Origin of the sequence: Qipengyuania sp. R86523, from assembly GCF_044596365.1 — a bacterium.
Taxonomy (GTDB): Bacteria; Pseudomonadota; Alphaproteobacteria; order Sphingomonadales; family Sphingomonadaceae; genus Qipengyuania; species Qipengyuania citrea.
This window is the reverse complement of the sequence record NZ_CP138997.1, coordinates 772,207-792,360: the sequence shown is the minus strand read 5'-3', so window position 1 is coordinate 792,360 and position 20,154 is coordinate 772,207. Positions and strand designations below refer to the sequence as shown.

20 protein-coding genes are annotated in these 20,154 nt (G+C 67.8%); 13 read left to right on the top strand and 7 right to left on the bottom strand.

Annotated features, from left to right (window positions below; all coding sequences use genetic code 11):
* Window positions 1–64: 64 nt before the first annotated feature.
* From recN to SJY12_RS03830, 3 genes are read left to right on the top strand one after another with little or no spacing between them, the layout of a single operon-like run.
* Complete coding sequence (gene recN / locus SJY12_RS03840) at window positions 65–1,729, top strand: DNA repair protein RecN (protein ID WP_397506053.1); 1,665 nt, start codon at window positions 65–67, stop codon at window positions 1,727–1,729.
* Window position 1,730: 1 nt separating this feature from the next.
* Window positions 1,731–3,914, top strand: coding sequence for an NAD-dependent DNA ligase LigA (gene ligA / locus SJY12_RS03835; RefSeq protein ID WP_397506052.1), 2,184 nt, complete (start codon window positions 1,731–1,733; stop codon window positions 3,912–3,914).
* A 1-nt stretch (window position 3,915) separates the two neighbouring features.
* Window positions 3,916–4,407 carry a CinA family protein gene (locus SJY12_RS03830; RefSeq protein ID WP_397506051.1) on the top strand — a complete coding sequence of 164 codons (492 nt, stop codon included), beginning with the start codon at window positions 3,916–3,918 and terminating at the stop codon, window positions 4,405–4,407.
* On the opposite strand, the gene SJY12_RS03825 is transcribed toward SJY12_RS03830, so the two are convergent.
* Entirely contained in the window at window positions 4,408–5,079 is a 672-nt protein-coding gene (locus SJY12_RS03825; protein WP_397506050.1) for an SDR family oxidoreductase, read from the bottom strand.
* A 143-nt stretch (window positions 5,080–5,222) separates the two neighbouring features.
* Between SJY12_RS03825 and SJY12_RS03820 the strand changes: the two genes are divergently transcribed.
* Both SJY12_RS03820 and SJY12_RS03815 read left to right on the top strand, forming a co-directional pair.
* Window positions 5,223–6,692: an FAD-binding protein gene (locus SJY12_RS03820; RefSeq protein ID WP_397506049.1), complete on the top strand. Its 1,470-nt coding sequence runs from the start codon at window positions 5,223–5,225 to the stop codon at window positions 6,690–6,692.
* 43 nt (window positions 6,693–6,735) lie between these two features.
* Complete coding sequence (locus SJY12_RS03815) at window positions 6,736–7,836, top strand: serine hydrolase (RefSeq protein ID WP_397506048.1); 1,101 nt, start codon at window positions 6,736–6,738, stop codon at window positions 7,834–7,836.
* Here SJY12_RS03815 and SJY12_RS03810 read toward each other — a convergent pair.
* The 4 genes from SJY12_RS03810 to SJY12_RS03795 are packed head-to-tail and all read right to left on the bottom strand — an operon-like array spanning window position 7,794 to window position 11,031.
* Window positions 7,794–8,549 carry a DUF2459 domain-containing protein gene (locus SJY12_RS03810; RefSeq protein ID WP_397506047.1) on the bottom strand — a complete coding sequence of 252 codons (756 nt, stop codon included), beginning with the start codon at window positions 8,547–8,549 and terminating at the stop codon, window positions 7,794–7,796. The genes SJY12_RS03815 and SJY12_RS03810 overlap by 43 nt on opposite strands.
* Window positions 8,522–9,427: a 50S ribosomal protein L11 methyltransferase gene (locus SJY12_RS03805; protein WP_397506046.1), complete on the bottom strand. Its 906-nt coding sequence runs from the start codon at window positions 9,425–9,427 to the stop codon at window positions 8,522–8,524. Before SJY12_RS03805 ends, SJY12_RS03810 begins: the two co-directional genes overlap by 28 nt.
* Window positions 9,420–10,331 (bottom strand): ECM family subclass B3 metallo-beta-lactamase, encoded by a 912-nt coding sequence (blaECM, locus tag SJY12_RS03800; RefSeq protein WP_397506045.1) that lies wholly within the window; start codon window positions 10,329–10,331, stop codon window positions 9,420–9,422. The genes SJY12_RS03805 and blaECM overlap by 8 nt, the downstream gene beginning before the upstream one ends.
* Window positions 10,321–11,031, bottom strand: coding sequence for an SDR family NAD(P)-dependent oxidoreductase (locus SJY12_RS03795; protein WP_397506044.1), 711 nt, complete (start codon window positions 11,029–11,031; stop codon window positions 10,321–10,323). Before SJY12_RS03795 ends, blaECM begins: the two co-directional genes overlap by 11 nt.
* 109 nt (window positions 11,032–11,140) lie before the next feature.
* On the opposite strand from SJY12_RS03795, the gene sdhC reads away from it, so the two are divergent.
* From sdhC to SJY12_RS03775, 4 genes are read left to right on the top strand one after another with little or no spacing between them, the layout of a single operon-like run.
* On the top strand, window positions 11,141–11,521 hold the full coding sequence (gene sdhC, locus SJY12_RS03790; RefSeq protein WP_397506043.1) for a succinate dehydrogenase, cytochrome b556 subunit: 381 nt from the start codon (window positions 11,141–11,143) through the stop codon (window positions 11,519–11,521).
* 10 nt (window positions 11,522–11,531) lie between these two features.
* The gene (sdhD, locus tag SJY12_RS03785; RefSeq protein ID WP_397506042.1) at window positions 11,532–11,918 is read left to right on the top strand and encodes a succinate dehydrogenase, hydrophobic membrane anchor protein; all 387 of its coding nucleotides are present in this window, start codon (window positions 11,532–11,534) and stop codon (window positions 11,916–11,918) included.
* Window positions 11,918–13,762, top strand: coding sequence for a succinate dehydrogenase flavoprotein subunit (gene sdhA / locus SJY12_RS03780; protein WP_050601153.1), 1,845 nt, complete (start codon window positions 11,918–11,920; stop codon window positions 13,760–13,762). The genes sdhD and sdhA overlap by 1 nt, the downstream gene beginning before the upstream one ends.
* Complete coding sequence (locus SJY12_RS03775; RefSeq protein WP_397506041.1) at window positions 13,762–15,075, top strand: M20/M25/M40 family metallo-hydrolase; 1,314 nt, start codon at window positions 13,762–13,764, stop codon at window positions 15,073–15,075. Before sdhA ends, SJY12_RS03775 begins: the two co-directional genes overlap by 1 nt.
* Before the next feature lie 6 nt (window positions 15,076–15,081).
* On the opposite strand, the gene SJY12_RS03770 is transcribed toward SJY12_RS03775, so the two are convergent.
* Window positions 15,082–15,738 (bottom strand): peptidylprolyl isomerase, encoded by a 657-nt coding sequence (locus SJY12_RS03770; RefSeq protein ID WP_397506040.1) that lies wholly within the window; start codon window positions 15,736–15,738, stop codon window positions 15,082–15,084.
* Window positions 15,739–15,876: 138 nt separating this feature from the next.
* Between SJY12_RS03770 and SJY12_RS03765 the strand changes: the two genes are divergently transcribed.
* Together SJY12_RS03765 and SJY12_RS03760 are read left to right on the top strand one after the other, a co-directional pair.
* The gene (locus tag SJY12_RS03765) at window positions 15,877–16,266 is read left to right on the top strand and encodes a BlaI/MecI/CopY family transcriptional regulator (protein WP_348345385.1); all 390 of its coding nucleotides are present in this window, start codon (window positions 15,877–15,879) and stop codon (window positions 16,264–16,266) included.
* Window positions 16,263–18,014: a M56 family metallopeptidase gene (locus tag SJY12_RS03760; RefSeq protein ID WP_397506039.1), complete on the top strand. Its 1,752-nt coding sequence runs from the start codon at window positions 16,263–16,265 to the stop codon at window positions 18,012–18,014. Before SJY12_RS03765 ends, SJY12_RS03760 begins: the two co-directional genes overlap by 4 nt.
* A 66-nt stretch (window positions 18,015–18,080) precedes the next feature.
* Here the strand turns inward: SJY12_RS03760 and SJY12_RS03755 are convergent, their stop codons facing one another.
* Window positions 18,081–18,935: a neutral zinc metallopeptidase gene (locus tag SJY12_RS03755; protein ID WP_050601159.1), complete on the bottom strand. Its 855-nt coding sequence runs from the start codon at window positions 18,933–18,935 to the stop codon at window positions 18,081–18,083.
* Window positions 18,936–19,023: 88 nt separating this feature from the next.
* Between SJY12_RS03755 and SJY12_RS03750 the strand changes: the two genes are divergently transcribed.
* Together SJY12_RS03750 and SJY12_RS03745 are read left to right on the top strand one after the other, a co-directional pair.
* A complete protein-coding gene (locus tag SJY12_RS03750) occupies window positions 19,024–19,779 on the top strand; it encodes a 3-hydroxybutyrate dehydrogenase (RefSeq protein WP_397506038.1) in 756 nt (251 codons plus the stop codon).
* 6 nt (window positions 19,780–19,785) lie between these two features.
* The gene (locus tag SJY12_RS03745; RefSeq protein WP_397506037.1) at window positions 19,786–20,148 is read left to right on the top strand and encodes a hypothetical protein; all 363 of its coding nucleotides are present in this window, start codon (window positions 19,786–19,788) and stop codon (window positions 20,146–20,148) included.
* The last annotated feature ends 6 nt before the right edge of the window (window positions 20,149–20,154 follow it).

The window sequence follows — 20,154 nt, the reverse complement described above, 5'->3', positions numbered from 1 at the left end:
GCTTGTCGATTGCCGGCGATGCGCTGCTGACTCGGGTTTCGGCATTGGCTAGGAGGGAGGCCGAATGCTGACCCGTCTCTCCATCCGCAACATCGTGCTGATCGAAGCGCTCGACCTGACCTTCGGGCGGGGACTGGGCGTACTGACGGGCGAAACCGGGGCGGGCAAGTCAATCCTGCTCGACGCGCTGGGGCTGGTGCTGGGCAATCGCGCCGACAGCGGACTGGTGCGGGGCGGCACCGACAAGGCCAGCGTTTCGGCCAGTTTTGAATTCGCCGCGCTGCCGCAGGGGCTGGCCGAGCGGCTCGACGATGCGGATATCGAGGTCGAGGACGGCGAACCGCTGATCGTGCGCCGGCAGCTCAGTCCCGACGGCAAGAGCAAGGCCTTCGTCAACGATCAGCCGGTCAGCGTCGGCCTGCTGCGCGAAATGGCGGGTTTCCTCGTCGAATTGCACGGCCAGCACGACGACCGCGGCCTGGTCAATCCGCGCGGCCACCGCACGCTGCTCGATCGTTTTGCCGGTGTCGATGGTGCGCAGCTCGCAGCCGCCTGGCGCGCGTGGCGCAGCGCCGACGAGGCGCTGGGCGAGGCGCGGCTCGCGGTCGAAACCGCCAAGGCCGACCAGGACCTGCTGCTTGCGCATCTGGCCGAACTGACCGCGCTCGAACCGCAGGCGGGCGAGGAAGCGCGGCTCGCCGCGGCGCGCACCGACATGCAGAAGGGCGAGAAACTGTCGGGCGATCTCGAGGAATTGCGGCACCTGTGGGAAGGCTCGGATTCGCCGCTCGCATCGCTGCGCGTGGCGGCGCGGCGGCTCGACCGCATCGCGCCCGAACACCCGCTGCTGGCCGAGGCGCTGGGCGCGCTCGACCGGGCGGTGATCGAAGCGGGCGAGGCGGAGGAAAAACTGCAGGCCGCGGCCGAGGCGCTGGTCCACGATCCTGCCGCGCTCGATGCCGCCGAAACCCGGCTGTTCGAACTGCGTGCGCTGGCGCGCAAGCACCGCTGCGAGGTCGACGAACTGCCCGAACTGATGCGCACGATGCGCGGCCAGCTCGACAGCATCGAGGGGAGCGAGGCGCAGCTCGACGCGCTCGAGGCCGCGGCGAAGGAGGCGGGGCAGCGTTACCGCGCGGAAGCGCAGGCGCTGCACGACCGGCGCGTTGCCGCAGCGCTGCGGCTCGACGAAGCGGTGGCGCGCGAACTGGCGCCGCTCAAGCTCGACGCGGCCCGTTTCCGCACTGCGGTCACGCCGCTGTCCGAAGACAAGTGGGGCGCGGGTGGCACCGACGCGGTCGAATTCCTCATCGCGACCAATCCGGGCGCCGATTTCGCGCCGCTGACCAAGATCGCCAGCGGCGGCGAACTGTCGCGCTTCATTCTCGCGCTCAAGGTCGCGCTGGCCGAGCAGGGCGGCGCGGCGACGGTGATCTTCGACGAGATCGACCGCGGCGTCGGCGGTGCGGTCGCCAGCGCGATCGGCGAACGGCTGGCGCGGCTTTCCGCCGACGGGCAATTGCTCGCGGTGACGCACAGCCCGCAGGTCGCTGCGCGCGGGCGCATGCACTACATGATCGCCAAGTCGAGCGACGGGACGGTGACCAAGACCGGCGTCGCGCTGCTCGACGAGGCCGGGCGGCAGGAAGAGATTGCGCGCATGCTCTCGGGAGCCGAAGTTACGCCCGAGGCGAGAGCGCAGGCCGATCGGCTGCTGGAGGGGGCGTAACATGGCAGTCGACGTCACCGAGGCCGAAGCCGCGAATGAATTGATGCGGCTGGCGAAGCAGATCGCGAAGCACGACCGGCTTTACCATGCCGAGGACGCGCCCGAGATCAGCGATCCGGAATATGACGCGCTGGTGCGGCGCAATGCCGCGCTGGAGGCGGCGTTTCCGCATCTGGTGCGCGAGAATTCGCCCAGCCGCAAGGTGGGCCACACGGCCACCGCCTCGCCGCTGAGCAAGGTGACGCACGAGGTTCGCATGATGAGCCTCGACAATGCCTTCAACGCCGAAGAGGTCGAGGAATGGGTGGCGCGCGTGCGGCGCTTCCTGTCGCTGTCGGATGGCGATCCGGTGGCGTTTACGGCCGAAGACAAGATCGACGGGCTGTCCTGCTCGCTGCGCTACGAGGGGGGCGCGCTGGTGCGTGCGGCGACGCGCGGCGATGGGCAGGTGGGCGAGGACGTCACCGCCAATGTCGCGCATATTCCCGACATCCCGCAGCAGCTTGGGGACGATGCGCCCGAGGTGTTCGAGATCCGCGGCGAGGTCTATATGGGGCGCGCCGATTTCGAGGCGCTCAACACGAGGTTGATGGATGATGCGCGCGCCGCGGCGGAGGAAAAGGGCGAGGAATTCGACGCGGCCAAGGTCCGCCAGTTCGCCAACCCGCGCAATGCGGCGGCGGGATCGCTGCGGCAGAAGGACGCGGAGGTCACCGCGCAGCGCCCGCTCAAGTTCTGGGCGCATGGCTGGGGTGCGGCTTCCGACGTGCCGGGCGGCACGCAGGAAGAGGTGGTCCGCGTGATCGAGCGCTGGGGCGTGCCCGTCTCGCCGCTGTTCGCGCGGTTCGACGATGCCGCCGCGATCCTGGCGCATTACGAGACCATCGCCGCCGCGCGGCCCGACCTGCCGTATGAAATCGACGGCGTGGTCTACAAGGTCGACCGGCTCGACTACCAGCAGCGGCTCGGCTTCGTCGCCAAGGCGCCGCGCTGGGCGCTGGCGCATAAATTCCCCGCCGAGCAGGCCGAGACCACGCTCGAGAGCATCGATATCCAGGTCGGGCGGACGGGCAAGCTGACCCCGGTCGGGCGGCTCGCGCCGGTCCTCGTCGGCGGAGTGACCGTGACCAATGTCACGCTGCACAATCGCGACGAGATCGCGCGGCTGGGCGTGCGGCCGGGCGATCGCGTGGTGGTCCAGCGTGCGGGCGATGTTATTCCACAGCTTGTGGATAACCTCACGCCCGAGGCGGAGCGCGATCCCTTCCACTTCCCCGATCATTGCCCCGAATGCGGCAGCGAGGCGGTGGCGGAAGAGGGCGAGGTCGACGTGCGCTGCACAGGCGGTCTGATATGTCCCGCACAACGCACGGAAAGGCTTAAGCATTTCGTCAGCCGCGGCGCACTCGACATCGACGGGCTGGGCGAGAAGACGATCGACCAGTTCTTCGCGCTCGGCTGGCTCGAAAGCCCCGCCGACATCTTCCGCCTGAAGCAGCGGCGCGCGGACATTCTCGCGCTCGACGGGTGGAAGGAGCGCTCTGTGGATAATCTGTTGGAATCTGTGGAAGCGCGCCGTGAACCCGATGCCGCGCGGCTGCTGTTCGGGCTGGGGATCCGCCATGTCGGCGCGGTCACCGCGCGCGACCTGATGAAGGGGTTGGGCGATATCCGCCTGCTGCCCGGAAAGGCCGCCGAGTTCCGCACCTACTGCGTCGAACACCCGCGCGCCGAGGGCGAGAAGGAAAGCCCGTTCAACACGCGCATGGTCGAGGCGGTGAAACGCATTTTCGAAGTCCGCACCGACGGGATCGGCACTGCGGTGGGCCATGCACTGGCCGACTTCTTCCATGAAGAGCACAACCGTAGCGTGTGGAACGATTTGATCGGCGAGGCACCGGGCGAAGGGGTGGTCGAGCCCCAGCGCTACGAGGTCGAGACACGCGACAGCCCGGTCAGCGGCAAGACGGTGGTCTTCACTGGCAAGCTCGAGACGATGAGCCGCGATGAGGCCAAGGCGCAGGCCGAACGGCTTGGTGCCAAGGCCAGCGGCTCGGTCAGCGCCAAGACCGATCTGCTGGTCGCGGGGCCGGGTGCGGGCAGCAAGCTGAAGAAGGCAGCCGAACTCGGGATCGAGGTGGTGGACGAAGCCGGTTGGGCCGAAATCGTCAAGGCGGCCGGCTGACATGCTCGAGCAGACCCACGAACAGGCGCTGCGCATTGCCGATCTACTGCGCCAGCGCGGCGAGAAGGTCGCGGTGGCCGACGGCGCGACCGGCGGGCTGGTTGCGGCTTCGCTGCTGACCGTGCCCGGCGCACTCGACTTCTTCGTCGGGGGCGGGGTGGTCTATTCCTTCCGCGCGCGCGACATATTGTTCGACCTGCCGCGTGACGCCTATGCCGGCATGACCGGCGCGAGCGAGGAATATGCGCTGTTACAGGCGCGCGCGATCCGCGACAATTTCGGCGCGCAATGGGGGCTGGCGGAAAGTGGTTCGGTCGGCGGGTCGAGCCATCCCAGCGGTGCGCCCGCGGGGCGCAGCTGCGCGGCGGTGGTCGGGCCCGGCGGGTTCGAATTCACCCGCCGGACCGAGACCGGCAGCGAGGACCGGATCGCAAATATGGAAGCCTTTGCGCGCGCCACGCTGGAGACGCTGGAAGAGGCGCTGCAGCGCTGATCAGCCGGTCGGCATGATGTGAATTTCGCGTACTGCGGCGGTTTCGGGCTGCGAGATGGCGAAGATCACTGCATTCGCGACATCGCCGGGCTGGATCTTGTCGGGCTTGGGTTCGTCGAAGAACGGCGTGTCGACCATGCCCGGTGAAATGACCGTGCAGCGGCCGCCCCATTCGCGCATTTCTTCGGCGAGGTTCCCGGCAAGACCGTGGACGAACCACTTGGTCGCGCCGTAGACTGACCCCTTGAGGTGATCGCGCCCCGCCTTCGATCCGGTGACCACGAAATGCCCCTTGGTCTTGCGCAGATGCGGCAGGGTCGCATGCGCGGTGGACAGCACGGCCATCACGTTGAGCTGGATCATCTCGTCCCATTCGGCCGGAACGCCCTGTTCGATACCCGGGCTGGACACGCCCTTGCCGGCGTTGGCGAAGACCGCGTCGAGCCCGCCGAAATGGTCGACGGCCCTGTCCACCGCCGCATTCAGCGCGGCGCGGTTGGTCACGTCGCAGGGCAGCGCCAGCGCACGTTCGCCGATCTCGCCGGCGAGGCTGTCCAGTTCGTCTTGTGAACGGGCGAGCAGGGCGACCTGCCATCCGGCCTCTGCGGCGGCGCGGGCGGTGGCTGCTCCGATACCGGTCGATGCACCGGTGATAAGCAAGGTCTGGGTCATGGTGTCTCCTGAAAAGAGGTTTGTCTTGAGAGCGTATCGCTGCCGCCAAGGTTCCACCGCTGCGCCGGCAATGTCGTTCCTGTCCTCGCTTCGCGGGCCGAAATCCGTTATGCTGCCTGCGGGTGCAAGGCAGGGGGCAGGTCTTGATCAGGAAATATTTGCGTACGCGCCGCGAACGTGCGGCCGACCGGCGGGCGATCGGCACCGATGGCAAGCGCTGGGTCCGCTCGTGGATCAATGTCTATCGCTGCGAAACCGAAGCGCGCGTTCCACACGATGAAACCGCATTGGCCAAGCTGGTGAGCGAAGGCCGCTACAGCTGCGTGGGCCAGTCGCATTCCTACAACGGGGTCCAGGTGGTCCCCGGCGTCACCGCGATGATGATGCGCGAAGGCGGGATCAAGACGCTGTCTTACGATCCTGCCAGTGAAACCGTGCGCGTGGGCGCTTCGGTTTCGGTGCGCGATCTCAAGCTGTTCCTGCGCGACCAGCACGGGCGCGGCTTGCACAATTCGGGCAATTACATGGAACAGTCGGTGGTCGGCGCGCTGGCCACGGGCACGCACGGCTTCGGTCCGCGCGCGGTGATGGCGGACAGCGTGGTCGAACTGACCTTCCTCGACGGGAAGGGGCAGCGCGTCACGCTGCAGCGCGGCGATCCCGAATTCGCCTATGTGGCGCTGTCCTTCGGCACGATCGCGCCGATCGTGGAACTGGTGCTGGAGACCAAGCCGCTCGAATCCTACATTTCGGTCAGTTCGATGAGCCGCCTGTCGAAGCTGGACGAGCTGCGCCAGGGCGGGATCGCGGTCAATTGGGCGGTGATGCCCTATACCGATCCGGACGATCCGGTGGTGATGACCCACGTCCTTGCCGAATGCGCCGACGAGAAGGTCGTGGTCGCGCATCCCAAGGCCAGCGGCAGCGGCAAGTTCGCCGCATGGTTCCTGCGCCATTATTACAAGCTCGATCGGTTCCTTCCCCGGCTGCGGCGGCCGATGCAGCGCTTCATCGACTGGCTCGACCTCGAGCAGAGCGAACGCGTGATCACCGATCCGGGCGATCTCGACTATCTTTACGATCCCAAGCCCGGGCTGAAGGAAAACCGCGCGCCCAGCATCACCCGCGGGCTGTTTTCGACTACTTACACCGGATACAATCTGGCCTTCTTCGTCCCACTCGAACGTGCCCCCGCGGTGGTCAAGTTCATCATCCGCGAAGCAGATGCGCTGCGCGATTTGGGTTTCTTCCTCAAGGGCATCATCTCGGTGCGCGAATTGCCGGGGGTGGCGGAGCCGGTCTTCGCGGCCAATGCGCGGCGGCCGATGGCAGCGATCGACCTGTTCGCCGACCCGCGCGACTATGCCTGGCTCGAACGGCTGCAGCGGATGGTGATGCGCTATGAAGTCGATACGCGCCCGCATTTCGGCAAGAGCGCGCTGGGGCCGCAATTCCGCAGTTCGCTGGGGCTCGATCATCTCGACCAGCTGATGCGGATCTACGAACGCTATTTCCCCGAAGGCAATCTGATGTTCTCCGAACGCGTGCGCGCGATGTTCGATGTCGGCCGCCCGCTGCCCGGCGAAGCCGCAGCGGATGCGGGGCTGGTCTAGCGAAAGCTTCGGAAACCAGCGCGCTGCAGCGCGTTGAGGAAGGGTGACGCTTCCTTTCCGTTTCCTGCTCGTTGCGATACCGGTGCTGCTGCTGGCGCTGCTGGTCGTGTGGCTTCCGCGCCTGCAGGCGCCCGCCGATCCGCTGGTCGAACAGGCCAACGAAGCGGTGGAAGCGCCGCCGCTGACGCCTGCGCAGGCCGCGCTCGACCGCGCGATCAGCCGGATCGGCGGGACTTTCGATGGCCATGTCGGGATCGCGGTGCGTGATCTTGCCGCGCGGCGCACATTGCATTTCAACGGGCTGGAGCAGTTCCCGCAGCAGAGCGTGAGCAAGCTATGGGTCGCGCTGACCGCGCTCGACGAGGTCGATGCAGGCCGGCTCGACCTTGGCGAGATGGTCCGCATCCGTCCTGGCGACCTGACCGTTTTCCACCAGCCGATCCGCGATATCGTCCGCCGCGACGGCAGCTTTTCGGCCGATTACGCCGAGCTGGTCGAACGCGCGATCACGCAGAGCGACAACACGGCCAACGACCGCATCCTGCGGCGCGTCGGCGGACCTGCGGCGGTGCAGGATTTCCTCGACACGCATGGCCTGTCCAGCATCCGGTTCGGCACTGACGAGCGCAGCAAGCAGAGCGCCATTGCGGGGCTCGAATGGCGGCAGGACTATGCGCAGGGACCCGCCTTCTTCGAGGCGCGCGACGAGGTTTCGCCCGCCGTGCGGCGCAGCGCGTTCGAGGCCTATCTCGCCGACCCGCTCGACGGGGCGCCGCCGGTGGCAGTGGTCGGCGCGCTGGCGAAGCTGCATCGCGGCGAATTGCTCTCGCCCGGCTCGACCAGCCTGGTGCTGGGCACGCTTGCGCGCACGCGCAGCGGACCGCAGCGGCTCAAGGCCGGGGCGCCGGAGGACTGGACCGTGCGGCACAAGACCGGGACCGGGCAATTCTACGACGGCGAACAGTCGGGCTATAACGATATCGGGCTGATCACCTCGCCCGCGGGCCGCACCTATGCGATCGCGGTGATGATCGCCCGCACGCGCGAGCCGACACCGGTGCGGATGGAGATGATGCAGGAGGTCGTGCGCGCGGTCGTGCGCTATGACGAAGCCTTGCCCGCTGTTGCGCCTGACGCCGGCTGACCCGGCGCCGCGGGCTCGGGCACCCATTTCATCACGCCGCCGGCCAGCGGGGTCCAGCGCCCCATCGCAATTCCCGCATGGGCCAGCGTGTCGCCGACCCACTGGTTGCAGGTGTTCGCCAGTGTGTAGCGTCCGGTGGCATCGTAATTGCGCGCGCCTTCCGCGAAGCTGTCGTAGGTGACGCGCGTCTCGCCCGGTGCAAGCGGCGGCAACGCGGCTTCGACGCGCTCGACGAGACGGGCGTATTCGGCCGGGCGCAGCGTCAGCGGGCGGTGGTATTCGGACGGCGCGGGGCGCACGTAATGGCCCACGCGAACGAGCCCCTCGCCACCGCGCAGAGCGATCCGCAGCGCGGTGGCGGGTTTGAGGTCGCTCCAGGTCGGGGTGCTGAGGAAAACCTCCTTTTCGCCCCAGCCGATCGCGACATGCGTGGGCAGCTGCCCGTCGGCGCGCGGCAGGCCGGCGGAAGGGAAGGTCGCGCGCCAGTCCTTCACCGGGCTGATCACGGGCATCACGATGCCGGTGTGGATGCCGTTGGTTTCCACCATGATGGTGACGCCCTCGGCCGGTTCGGTCCAGTCCGGATTGCGCGGCAGGCTGCTGCCGATCCATGCCGCGAGCAGGAACAGCGCGAGCGCGGCGCAGGGCAGGGCGATCAGCCCTGCAAGCCAGCGCCGCCAGCGCGTCACCGCACGCGGCTCTTGCGCAGCCACAGGATCGACCAGTCGCCGCGCACCAGCCGCCGCGCGAGGCGGAAACCCTGTGCGCGGTAGGCGCGGCGCACGCGCGCTTCCTGCGTCTCGAGCAGCCCCGCCAGCAGCAAATTGCCTCCCGGCGCGGTGGCGGCGGCAAAGGCGGGCGCCAGTTCGACCAGCGGCCCGGCGAGGATGTTGGCGATGAACAGGTCGTAGGGCCCGCGCAGCCGCAGCAACGGGTCCGCCATCCCGTCGGCGATGACCATCGTCAGCTGGCCCGGACCGCCGCCTTCGGCAATGGCATTGCGCGCCATGTTGTCGCGCACCACGCCCGCACAGACCGGGTCGATATCCGACGCGGTGGCGCGCGCGCCGGGCCACAGATGGAGCGCGGCGAAGGCCAGCAGCCCGGTACCGGTGCCGATATCGGCATGGTTGCGTGCGGTCACGCCCGCGCGCTTCATCAGGTCCAGCATGGCAAGACAGCCGGCGGTGGTCTGGTGCTGGCCGGTGCCGAAGGCCTGGCTTGCGGGGATGACGAAATCGACGAGGCCGGGATCGGCCGGGTGCTCGGGCGTGCGGACGTGGAAGCGGCCCGCGCGGATCGGTTCGACGCCCTTCTGGCTTTCGGTCACCCAGTCGGTCGCGGGCAGCTTTTCCGCCGACAGCCGCGGCGGCGTGCCGGCGAACAGCGCCGCGACGCGTTGCAAATCGTCCGGCCCCGGCTCGCGGTCGAGATAGACTTCGACCGTCCAGTCGTCGGGCAGGTGGTCGGCGACTTCCATGCCGGTCACGACCCATTCGGCCGGCCAGTCGAGTGCTTCCTCATGCGCGACGAGCGCGGCGCGCGCTTCCGTTTTCGACACTTCGGCGACGATCTTCCAGGCGTCAGCCATCCGCTTCCTCCGCCAGTCGCGCATCGAGCCGGGCCTCGGCGGCATCGGCATAGGCGGCGCAGCTCATCCCGCCGACCAGCGTTCCGCTCGCCGCGCGCGCGACCATCTCGCTCGCGGAGGGGTGCGGGGTCAGCAGCAGGTCGCAGGCGGTTTCGCGCAGCCGCTGCAATCCGGCGCGGAACGCGGCGACATAGGCGGGATGGTCGGCAAAGCGGTATCCTTCGCGGCTGATCGCGGAGAGCGAGTCGGCATAGACCACGTCGAGGCAGTCACCCGCCGCGTCGCACGAGCGCCATGTCCAGCTCAGCGCGCCCGGCGTGTGCCCCGGCGTGGCGATCGCGGTGAGCGTGGCGGTTTCGCTGCGCACCGTCTCGCCGCCGCGGACCAGCACGTCGACAGCCACCGGCGCCATCGGTTCGTGCAGTCCGTATTGCGGATCTTCGGCAATGCTCAGGCCGCTGCGCAGCGCAGGCGCGGCAGCGGGCGAGGCGACGACATGCGCGCCGCTGGCTTGCTTGACGCGCGCATGACCGCCGGTGTGGTCGAAATGTTCGTGGCTGTGCAGCACGCTGGCGATCTCGTCGGGGCGGAAACCGAGCTTGCCGATGTTGTCGAGCACCACTTCGGCGCCCGCCTCGGTCCCGCTGTCGATCAGCAGGTGTCCGGCCGGCCCCGCGACGAGGATCGCCGTGATGCCGCAAGTGCCGACATAATAGGTCGAGCCGTGGATGCGGTAGGGCGGGGCGGGCTTGTCCCAATCGTCCCACGGCTCGCAACCGGCAGCCCATTGCTGCGGCGTAACCTGCTCGGGCGCGGGCAGGTCGGGACGGGACTGGATCGGCGGTGCGCAGCCGGCGAGGCACGCGGCCGCAAGCGCGAGGCCGGCTCCGGTTCTAGCGAACATAGCTGGCGCCGTTCGCATCGAGCGTGGCGCCGGTCATGCTGGCAGGTGCATCGAGCGCGCAGAACGCGATCAGCGTCGCGATTTCTTCGGGTTCGGCGACGCGGCCCAGCGGGATATCCGCCAGCAGGCCGGGCCCGCCGCGGCTTTCGAGGTAATCGCCCGCCATCGCGGTGTCGGTGAAGCCGGGAGTGATCGCGAAGCTGAGAATGCCTTCGCCGGCATAGGCGCGGGCGATGGTCTTGTGCATCGCCAGCATCCCGCCCTTGGCCGCGGCATAATGCCAGTGCGCCGGCGAATCGCCGCGGTGGCCCGCCCGGCTGGCGACATGGACGATGCGGCCCGCAACGCCGCGTTCCTGCCAGTGGCGCACCGCGAAGCGGCTGAGCTGCGCGGCGGCGGTGAGATTGATCCGGAGAGTGTCTTCCCAGGCATCGAGCCAGGCGATGTCCGACCGGTCGAGCGGGCTGGGATCGAACAGGCCGGCGTTGTTGACCAGCACGTCGATGCTGCCGCCGGCGCGCGCCAGCGCGGTTTGCCACAATTCCTGTGGCGCGCCCGGTTCGCAGAAATCGGCGGCGACCATATCGGTCGAATTGGCCTTGGTAGCCTGGCCGACCACGCGCGCACCGCGCGCTTCCAGCGCCCGTTTGGCGGCGGCGCCGATCCCGCGGCTTGCGCCGGTAAGTAGAATGCATGTCATGCAAACCCTATTCGAAAAAATTGCGCATCTTGTCGAGGCCCCCCGCCTTGTCACGCACGATCACATCGCTAAGGGAGGCGTTCCAAATTGTTTCTATCGGAAGATCACCATGGCCAACCGCCCGATGGCGCCGCACTTGCAAGTCTGGAAATGGGGTCCGCACATGGCGGTCTCGATCCTGCACCGTATCACCGGCAACGGGATGGCACTGGTCGGTCTGGGCGTGCTGCTGTGGTGGCTCGGCGCGATGGCCGCGGGGCCGGGCGCGTATGAAACCTTCGCCACCATCATGGGATCGCCGCTGGGCATGGTCGTGCTGGTCGGCCTGTCGTGGGCCTTCTTCACCCACATGATGAGCGGCCTGCGTCACTTCGTGCTCGACATCGGTGCCGGTTACGAGCTTGAAACCAACAAGACCTGGTCGATCCTCGCGCCGCTGATCGGCATTCTTCTCACTGCGGGCTTCTGGGCCCTCATCCTGCTTCGCTAAGGGCTACACCATGGGTAACGGAACCTCGATCGGACGCGTGCGCGGGCTCGGCTCGGCGCATGAAGGCGCGCATTACTGGCTGGTGCAGCGCTTCACCGCCATCGGCAATCTGGCGCTGATGCTGTTCCTTGCGTTCAGCCTCGCGCTCTTGCCCGACTATTCCTACGGCACGGTTGCCGGCTGGGCGGCGCAGACGCTGCCGGCCACTGCGCTGGCGCTGCTGATCATTTCCGTCTTCTGGCACGCACGCCTCGGCCTGCAGGTGCTGATCGAAGACTATGTCCACGACGCCGGGACCAAGTTCGGCGTCATCGCCCTTCTCAACCTTGCAACCATCGGCGGCGGCGCCTTCGGTCTCGTATCGATTGCCCGCCTCGCCCTTGGAGGAGCCGCCTGATGGCCCGTACCGAAACCTTCAGCATCAATGGCCGCGAATACCCGATCACCGACCACACCTATGACGTGGTCGTCGTCGGCGCCGGCGGCTCGGGCCTGCGGGCCACGATGGGCGCTGCCGAAAGCGGCCTCAAGACCGCCAACATCACCAAGGTCTTCCCGACGCGTTCGCACACCGTTGCAGCGCAGGGCGGGATCGCCGCCAGCCTCGGCAACAACACGCCCGACCACTGGTCGTGGCACATGTACGACACCGTAAAGGGGTCGGACTGGCTGGGCGACCAGGACGCGATCGAATATCTGGTGCGCGAAGCGCCGCAGGCGGTTTACGAGCTGGAGCACGCCGGCGTGCCCTTCAGCCGCAACGACGACGGCACGATCTACCAGCGCCCGTTCGGCGGGCACATGCAGAACATGGGCGAAGGCCCGCCGGTGCAGCGCACCTGCGCCGCCGCCGACCGGACCGGTCACGCCATGCTGCACGCGCTCTACCAGCAGAGCCTGAAATACGCCGCGGACTTCTTCATCGAATATTTCGCGCTCGACCTGATCATGAAGGACGGCGCGAATGGCGAGAAGGAATGCGTCGGCGTGATCGCCATGTGCCTCGACGACGGCACGATCCACCGCTTCCGTTCGAAGGCGGTGGTGCTGGCAACCGGCGGCTATGGCCGCTGCTACTTCACCGCCACCAGCGCACATACCTGCACCGGCGACGGCGGCGGCATGGTGCTGCGCGCAGGCCTGCCGATGCAGGACATGGAATTCGTCCAGTTCCACCCCACCGGCATTTACGGTGCGGGCGTGCTCATCACCGAAGGCGCACGCGGCGAGGGTGGCTACCTTACCAATTCGGAAGGTGAGCGGTTCATGGAACGCTATGCGCCGAGCGCGAAGGACCTCGCCAGCCGCGACGTTGTCAGCCGCTCGATGGCGCTGGAAATGCGCGAAGGCCGCGGTGTGGGTCCGGAAAAGGACCACATCTACCTCCATCTCGACCACATCGATCCGACCGTGCTGGGCCAGCGCCTGCCGGGGATCACCGAAAGCGGCAAGATCTTCGCCGGGGTCGACCTGACCCGCGAACCGCTGCCCGTCACCCCGACGGTGCATTACAACATGGGCGGCATCCCCTGTAACTATCACGGCGAAGTGATGGCGGGCGACAAGAACGATCCCGAGAAGATCGTCCCCGGCCTGTTCGCGGTGGGCGAAGCCGCCTGCGTTTCGGTCCACGGCGCGAACCGCCTCGGCTCGAACTCGCTGATCGACCTTGTGGTGTTCGGCCGCGCGACCGGCCACCGCCTCAAGGAACTGATCAAGCCGGGCACCAGCCATGACGAACTGCCCAAGGACAGCGCCGAGCTGTCGCTCGGCCGGCTCGACCATTTCCGCTATGCCGATGGCGGCACGCCAACCGCGACGCTGCGCGCGGACATGCAGAAGACCATGACCCGCCATGCCGCGGTGTTCCGCGACAGCAAGCTGATGGCCGAGGGCGTGGAAAACCTGAAGCAGATCAACAAGCGGATGGAGGACGTGAAGGTCTTCGACCGCTCGCTGATCTGGAACAGCGATCTGATCGAGACGCTCGAGCTCGACAATCTGATGGCGCAGGCCAATGTCACCATGGCGAGCGCGGAAAACCGCAAGGAAAGCCGCGGCGCGCATGCGCATGAGGATTTCCCCGACCGTAACGACGCCGAATGGATGAAGCACACCATCGCCTGGTTCGATGGCTGGGGCGGCAGCGGCGGCGGGGTGAAGATCGACTACCGCCCGGTCCACGAATACACGCTGACCGACGATGTGAAGTACATCGAGCCGAAGAAGCGGGTTTACTGATGCGGGCGGGGGCGCTCGGCTTCGTCGCGGGTCTCGCGGCGCTGCTTGCCGCCCCCGTCTCCGCGCAGCTCAGCAATGCAGAACAGGTCATGGTCGAGACCGTCGCGGACGGGTTCGAGGATGACGTTGCGCTGCTCGAGCGGATCACGCTGATCAATTCGGGTTCGCACAATCATGCGGGCGTGAAGGCGGTGACCGAGGTGCTGGCGCCCGAATTCGCGGCGCTCGGCTTTGACGTCGAATGGATCGACCAATCGGCGCAGGGGCGCGCAGGCCACCTGTTCGCGCGGCACGAAGGCGTGCCGGGCACCACGAAGATGCTGCTGATCGGCCATCTCGACACGGTGTTCGAACCCGGTTCGCCCTTCACCGGCTTCGTCCGCGAGGGCGACCGTGCGACCGGCCCCGGCGTGGTTGACGACAAGGGCGGGATCGTGGTGATCCTCGCTGCGCTGCGCGCCATGCAGGCGGCGGGCACGCTCGAGGGCGCGAACATCGTTGTCGCGCTGACCGGCGACGAGGAAGATGCGGGCGAACCGCTGGAAGCTGCGCGCCGCGACCTGGTCGAGGCGGGCAAATGGGCCGATGTCGCGCTGGGTTATGAAGGGCTCTCGGTGCTGGACGGCAAGGACGCAGGCGTGATCGCGCGGCGCTCGTCGGGTAGCTGGACTCTGACCACGCGCGCGGGCAGCGGGCACAGCTCGGGTATCTTTTCCGACCATGCGGGCTATGGCGCGATCTACGAAATGGCGCGCATCCTCGACGCCTTCCGGCGCGAAGCGCCCGAGGAAAACCTCACCTACAACGTGGGCTTCATGGCGGGCGGAACCCCCGCCGAGCTGGGCGAGGACGGCCTTTCCGCCACCACCAGCGGCAAGACCAACATCATCCCTTCGCACGCCATTGCCCGCGGCGATCTGCGCGCGCTGACGGGTGAACAGAACGAGCGGGTTGCCGGGAAGATGCGCGCCATCGTCGCGCAGCACCTGCCGGGGACCGAGGCGACCATCGCGATCGAGTTCCGCTATCCGCCGATGGCGCCGACCGCGGGCAATGCCGCGCTGCTCGACCGGCTCAATGCGATCAACGCCGATCTCGGGCGCGAGGCGATGCAGCCCTATCCCCCGTCGCGCCGCGGGGCAGCCGATATCAGCTTCGTTGCGCCCTATACGGTCGGTCTTGCGGGCATGGGCCCCGCGGGCAGCGGCAGCCATGCGGAGGGCGAGTCGATCGACCTGCGCTCGATCGTGCGGCAGGCCCAGCGTTCGGCGATCCTGATCAGCCGGCTCGCCCGCGAACCGTCGCCGCAATAGCCGCGGTCATTCCGCGGGCGCTGCGGCGCTCTCCACCCGGCGCATTTCGACGATCTCGACCGGCTCGGCCAGCAATTGGCCCTTCATCCAGCCTTCGCCCTTGTCGGGATCGATCGGCGCGGCATGGATCGCATGGACCACTTCCATCCCGTCCACCACATAACCGAACACCGCAAAGCCCAGCTGCAGGTTCGGGTCGCTCGAGGCGGGATTGGCATCGAGCCCGGTCTGGTCCTTGATCATGATCGAGAAATCGCCCGTCGCGGTGCCCGGCTCGTAGCGTGCCATCGACAGCGCGCCGTCGGTATGGCTGAGCCCGGTTTCGGTCGTCGGTTCATGCGCGATCGGGTCGCGCACGCGGTCGGGGTGCATCTGCGTACCGCCCTGCAGCAGGCCATTGGGCGGTTCGCCCCAATCGAGATGCATCGCGCGGTAGAATTTCGTCCCGTCGAACCGGTCCTCGTCGACATAGTGCAGGAAATTGGCCGCGGTGATCGGCGCGCGTCCGGTCTCCAGCTCAACCGTGATGTCGCCCATGGTCGTCTCGATCACGACGCGCTGGGTGGCGTATTCGCGCGGGGGCGGGGCGGGCGGATCGTCCTGCGCGGCCAGCGGACTGGCCAGGACAGCGAACGAGGCGAGCAGGGGAAGAAACCGGGTCATCGGTCAAGAGTGATATGTCGTTGGTCGAGAAGCAAGCGCGTTTGCCCGATATTGATCCATGGTGCAGGTTTACAATCGTAGTCATTGCGGCTACAGACGTAATCGTCACATTATGCGTGGCGGAACGAGGAGGCGGGAATGGCCAAGCGCAGCAACGGGCCGGGCGAACGGATCAGCGAAGCGGAGCATGCCATCATGGAAGTGCTGTGGGATCGCAACCCGATCTCCGCCGCCGAGGTCTGCGACGCGGTCTGCGCCGAGCGCGACTGGTCGATCCCGACAGTCAAGACGCTGCTCAGCCGGCTGGTCCAGAAACAAGCGGTGGGTACCGAGCCCGAGGGTCGCAAGTTCCTCTACCGCCCGCTGATCGCACGGTCCGACTATGTCGGCGGGGAAAGCCGCCGGCTGGTCGACCGGCTGTTCGGCGGCCGCGCGGCGCCGCTGTTCGCGCAGCTCGCCGAAAGCGAGGCGCTGACCGATGACGATCTGTCCGAAATCGAGGCGCTCTTGAGGGAGATGCGCAAATGACCGAGCTGCTTCGCCAGTATTGGCACTGGTTCCTGTTCGACACGCTGGTGTGGACGGGTGCCCTGATCGTCCTGGCGCTGCTGCTGCGACGCCCGGTGGCGCGGCACCTGGGGGCGGGGGCTGCGTATGCGCTGTGGTTCCTGCCGCTGGCGCGCTTGCTGTTCCCGCCGGTTACGCTGCCGTCCTGGATGCAGCCGCTCACGTCCACTACCCCGCCGCCCGCGCGCGAGCTGGCGCTGTCCCCCGCCGCCGCCGGGGGTTTCGGCGATAACGCACTCGTCGCGCCGGTATCGCCCGTGCCGTTGGATGCGCCGGTCGACCTGCTGACCCCGCTGCTGATCCTGTGGCTCGCCGGGGCCGCGATCTTCATGACGCGGCGGTTCTGGCTCTATGGCCAGCTGCGCCGCGAACTGCTCGAAGAGGCGCGTCCGGTGGGCGAGGTGGGCGCCATCCGCCTGATCGAAACCCCGGCGATTTCGGGGCCGATGGCATTCGGCGTCTTCGACAAGGTCGTCGCGCTGCCCGATGGTTTCATGGCCAGCCGCGAGCGCCTGGTCCGCGACCTCGCGATCGCGCATGAGCTGGCGCATCACCGCGGCCACGACATCCTCGTCAACGTCCTCGTCCAGCCGCTGTTCGCACTCCACTGGTTCAACCCGCTGGGGTGGATGGGCTGGTCGGCCATGCGCCGCGACCAGGAGGCGGCCTGCGATGCCCGGGTGGTGGCCAGCCGCAGCCGCGACGAGCGCGCCGCCTATGCGGCGATCATCGCCGATTTCGCCCGCCGACCGCAAATCGCGCCGCGCCCAGCACTGGCGGCGCCGATGGCGTGCCCCGTGTTGGGGGACAAGTCGATCATCCACCGGCTGCGCAGCCTGCCGATGACCGACCATTCGCGCCGCCGCCGGCTTGCCGCGCGCGGCGTGGTCGCCGCTGCGCTGCTCGCGCTGCCGATGACCGCGAGCATCGGGTATGCCGAGACGGTGACGGCCCCGGAGGATCGGGCATCCACGCCCGTGCCGCCCGCTGCGCCGCAGCCCCCCGTTGCTGTCGCGCCGCCCGCGGCGGACTGGGCGCCGCCGCCGCCGCCCGAACCTGTCGCTCCGCCACCTGCGCCGCAAAGCAAGCGCGAATTCGTCGCGGCGCTGGAGCGCACGATCGAGCGCGAGTTCGAAAGCGCCGAACGCGATCTGGAACGCGCCGAGCGCGAGCTCGAACGGGCCCGCCGGACCATGGCCAGCGTCGAGCGCAATCCCGAGCGGCATGCGCGCTGGAACGGCAAGGTCTGGGACGACATGAACGACAAGGAACGGCGCGCGTTCAAACGCGAAATGGCCGAACTGCGCGAGACGCTGGCGGAGGACGGCAGGCTGGCCCGCGAAACCGAGCGGAAGTCTGCGGTGAAAGTCACGGACAAGGCCGAAGCGCGCCGCGAGGTGAAGATCGCGATGGCCGAGGCCCAGGCCGACGCCGCGCAGATGAACGCCGAAGCGGTTGCCGTTCGCGCAGTGGCGAATGCGCCGCAGGTCGTGATGAAGTGCCTCGACAAGAACAGCCCCGTGACCACCAAGGTCGACAGCGCGGGCCGCGTGACGATGTATGTCTGCGAAAGCTACGGGCAGAAATTGGCGCTTACGACGCTGAAGAGCGTTCGCAAGGCCATCGCCGCTGATCGCAGCATGTCCGCGGCGGACCGGGCCGAGGCGCTCGGCGAAATTGACGCCGAACTCGCCGAATTGGCGCGCTGATCAGCCACCGCGTGACGGCGAGGACGCGGCCCATGCGCCGCGCCCGCCCGCCTCGACAGCGCTTGATCAGCCGATATTGGTGATCCGGTCGCAGGCGCGGTCATCGCCCTGCAGGCCCAGCCGCAGGGCATCGCTGCGCTGCTGCGAGGTGCCATGCGTGAAGTTCTCCGACGAGACCCGTCCGCCCGTCAGCCGGTCGTCGCCGATCGCGGCGGCAGCGTTCATGCCTTCCTCGATGTCGCCCGGCTCGATCAGGTTGCGGTTCTTGCCCGCCCAGACCCCGGCATAGCAATCGGCCTGCAATTCCATCAGCACCTGCAGCTGGTTCGCCCGGCTCGGGTTCTGCTGCTGCGCGCTGCGGATCTGTCCCGAAATGCCGGTGATCGTCTGGATATGGTGGCCATATTCATGAGCCAGCACGTAATAACGCGCGAAATCGCCGCCCGCGCCGAGCTGGCGTTCGAGCGTGTCGTAGAAGCTGGTGTCGATGTAGATCGTCTGGTCGGCGGGGCAGTAGAACGGCCCCATCGCCGACGTGCCGTTGCCGCAGCCGGTGCGGACCCCGCCGCCTCCGTAAAGGTCGAGCGTGGGCTGCTGGAACTGGTCGCCGTAGCCCTGCGCGTCGAAGGTCGCCGCCCAGGTCTGGTTGAGCGATTGCAGCCCGTTGCAGGCTTCCAGCGCATATTCGCTGCTGGTGCACACTTCCTGTTCGTCGGTGTTGGCCGGGCCTGCCTGCTGCTGGCCCTGCTGCACGCCCTCGACCATGCCCGCGGTCTGCATCGGGTCGAGCCCGAAGACGAAATAGCCGATCGCCGCGATCACGATCGTGCCGCAGCCGATCCCGCCCGCCTTGCCGCCGGGGACACCGCCGCCGCTCGATCGTACGTTGATATTGTTGGTGTTGAACGGATTGAGCCGCATGTCTTCCCCCGGTGTCTGGCCGCTTTACAGCCGCTGGTATGTGCGCGATGGCCGCAATGAACAGTTTCTACAACGCCCGGAGGCCCAAATGTTTCTTGCCGGCAAGAGCGCGCTCGTCACCGGATCGACCAGCGGTATCGGACTCGCGATTGCGCGGTCGCTGGCTGCCGAGGGGGCGACGCTGATCCTCAACGGTTTCGGCGATGCGGCCGTGATCGCGGAGCTGTGCGAAGAGCTCGGCGCGACGCATTCGGGCGCCGACCTGACCGATCCCGCGCAGATTGCCGCGATGATGGATGCGGCGGGCGAAATCGACATCCTCGTCAACAATGCGGGCATGCAGCATGTCGCGCCGGTCGAGGATTTCCCGGTGGAGAAGTGGGATACGATCATCGCGCTCAACCTGACCGCGGCGTTCCACACCACGCGGCTCGCCGTGCCCGCGATGAAGCGGAAGGGCTGGGGCCGGATCATCAACACCGCCAGCGCGCATTCGAAGGTCGCCAGCCCGTTCAAGGCGGCCTACAATTCGGCCAAGCACGGGCTCGACGGTTTCACCAAGACGATCGCGCTCGAACTGGCCGAGCACGGCGTGACGGCGAACTGCGTCAGTCCCGGCTATGTCTGGACCCCGCTGGTGGAAAGCCAGATTCCCGATACGATGAAAGCGCGCGGGCTGACCCGCGAGCAGGTCATCAACGATGTGCTGCTCGTCAAGCAGGCGACCAAGAAGTTCGTCCAGCCCGAGGAAATCGGCGCGCTGGTCGCTTTCCTGTGCCGCGACGAGGCCCAGAACGTCAACGGCGCGAACTGGAGCGTCGATGGCGGCTGGACCGCGGAATAGCGGCGGATGCCCGTGTCGCTGACGCTGTTCCTCGCGGCGATGGCTGCCAGCCTGATGGTAAGCGGCGCAGCTGCCATCGCCGCGCTGCGCGAACCCGGACTGGGGCTGAAACCGCTATGGGCACTGCTCGCGCTGACCGGGCTGGGCGGGGCGGCGCTGGTGCCGGCTGTGCCCGGCGCGCTTTACTGGTTTCTCGGCATGGCGCTCCCGACCGCCTCATTCAGCGCCGCTGCCGGAAGCTGGCAGCCCGAAGTGCTGCGGGTGCTGTTCCCCTTCGGTGCGCTTGCGGTGCTCGTCCGGATCGCGGTTCATCGCCGGCGGCAACGGGTGTCTCGCGGAGGGGATGGCGCGCTGGCCGGGCGCCGCTAGGCGACC

Bases quoted from the DNA above. Each gene is read 5' to 3' on its own strand.
- SJY12_RS03760 (WP_397506039.1), top strand. From the start codon at position 16,263: ATGACCGAGCTGCTTCGCCAGTATTGGCACTGGTTCCTGTTCGACACG.
- blaECM (WP_397506045.1), bottom strand. From the start codon at position 10,331: ATGTTCGCTAGAACCGGAGCCGGCCTCGCGCTTGCGGCCGCGTGCCTC.
- ligA (WP_397506052.1), top strand. From the start codon at position 1,731: ATGGCAGTCGACGTCACCGAGGCCGAAGCCGCGAATGAATTGATGCGG.
- sdhC (WP_397506043.1), top strand. From the start codon at position 11,141: ATGGCCAACCGCCCGATGGCGCCGCACTTGCAAGTCTGGAAATGGGGT.
- SJY12_RS03765 (WP_348345385.1), top strand. From the start codon at position 15,877: ATGGCCAAGCGCAGCAACGGGCCGGGCGAACGGATCAGCGAAGCGGAG.
- SJY12_RS03750 (WP_397506038.1), top strand. From the start codon at position 19,024: ATGTTTCTTGCCGGCAAGAGCGCGCTCGTCACCGGATCGACCAGCGGT.
- SJY12_RS03775 (WP_397506041.1), top strand. From the start codon at position 13,762: ATGCGGGCGGGGGCGCTCGGCTTCGTCGCGGGTCTCGCGGCGCTGCTT.
- recN (WP_397506053.1), top strand. From the start codon at position 65: ATGCTGACCCGTCTCTCCATCCGCAACATCGTGCTGATCGAAGCGCTC.
- SJY12_RS03745 (WP_397506037.1), top strand. From the start codon at position 19,786: ATGCCCGTGTCGCTGACGCTGTTCCTCGCGGCGATGGCTGCCAGCCTG.
- sdhD (WP_397506042.1), top strand. From the start codon at position 11,532: ATGGGTAACGGAACCTCGATCGGACGCGTGCGCGGGCTCGGCTCGGCG.
- SJY12_RS03805 (WP_397506046.1), bottom strand. From the start codon at position 9,427: ATGGCTGACGCCTGGAAGATCGTCGCCGAAGTGTCGAAAACGGAAGCG.
- sdhA (WP_050601153.1), top strand. From the start codon at position 11,918: ATGGCCCGTACCGAAACCTTCAGCATCAATGGCCGCGAATACCCGATC.
- SJY12_RS03770 (WP_397506040.1), bottom strand. From the start codon at position 15,738: ATGACCCGGTTTCTTCCCCTGCTCGCCTCGTTCGCTGTCCTGGCCAGT.
- SJY12_RS03830 (WP_397506051.1), top strand. From the start codon at position 3,916: ATGCTCGAGCAGACCCACGAACAGGCGCTGCGCATTGCCGATCTACTG.
- SJY12_RS03755 (WP_050601159.1), bottom strand. From the start codon at position 18,935: ATGCGGCTCAATCCGTTCAACACCAACAATATCAACGTACGATCGAGC.
- SJY12_RS03795 (WP_397506044.1), bottom strand. From the start codon at position 11,031: ATGACATGCATTCTACTTACCGGCGCAAGCCGCGGGATCGGCGCCGCC.
- SJY12_RS03825 (WP_397506050.1), bottom strand. From the start codon at position 5,079: ATGACCCAGACCTTGCTTATCACCGGTGCATCGACCGGTATCGGAGCA.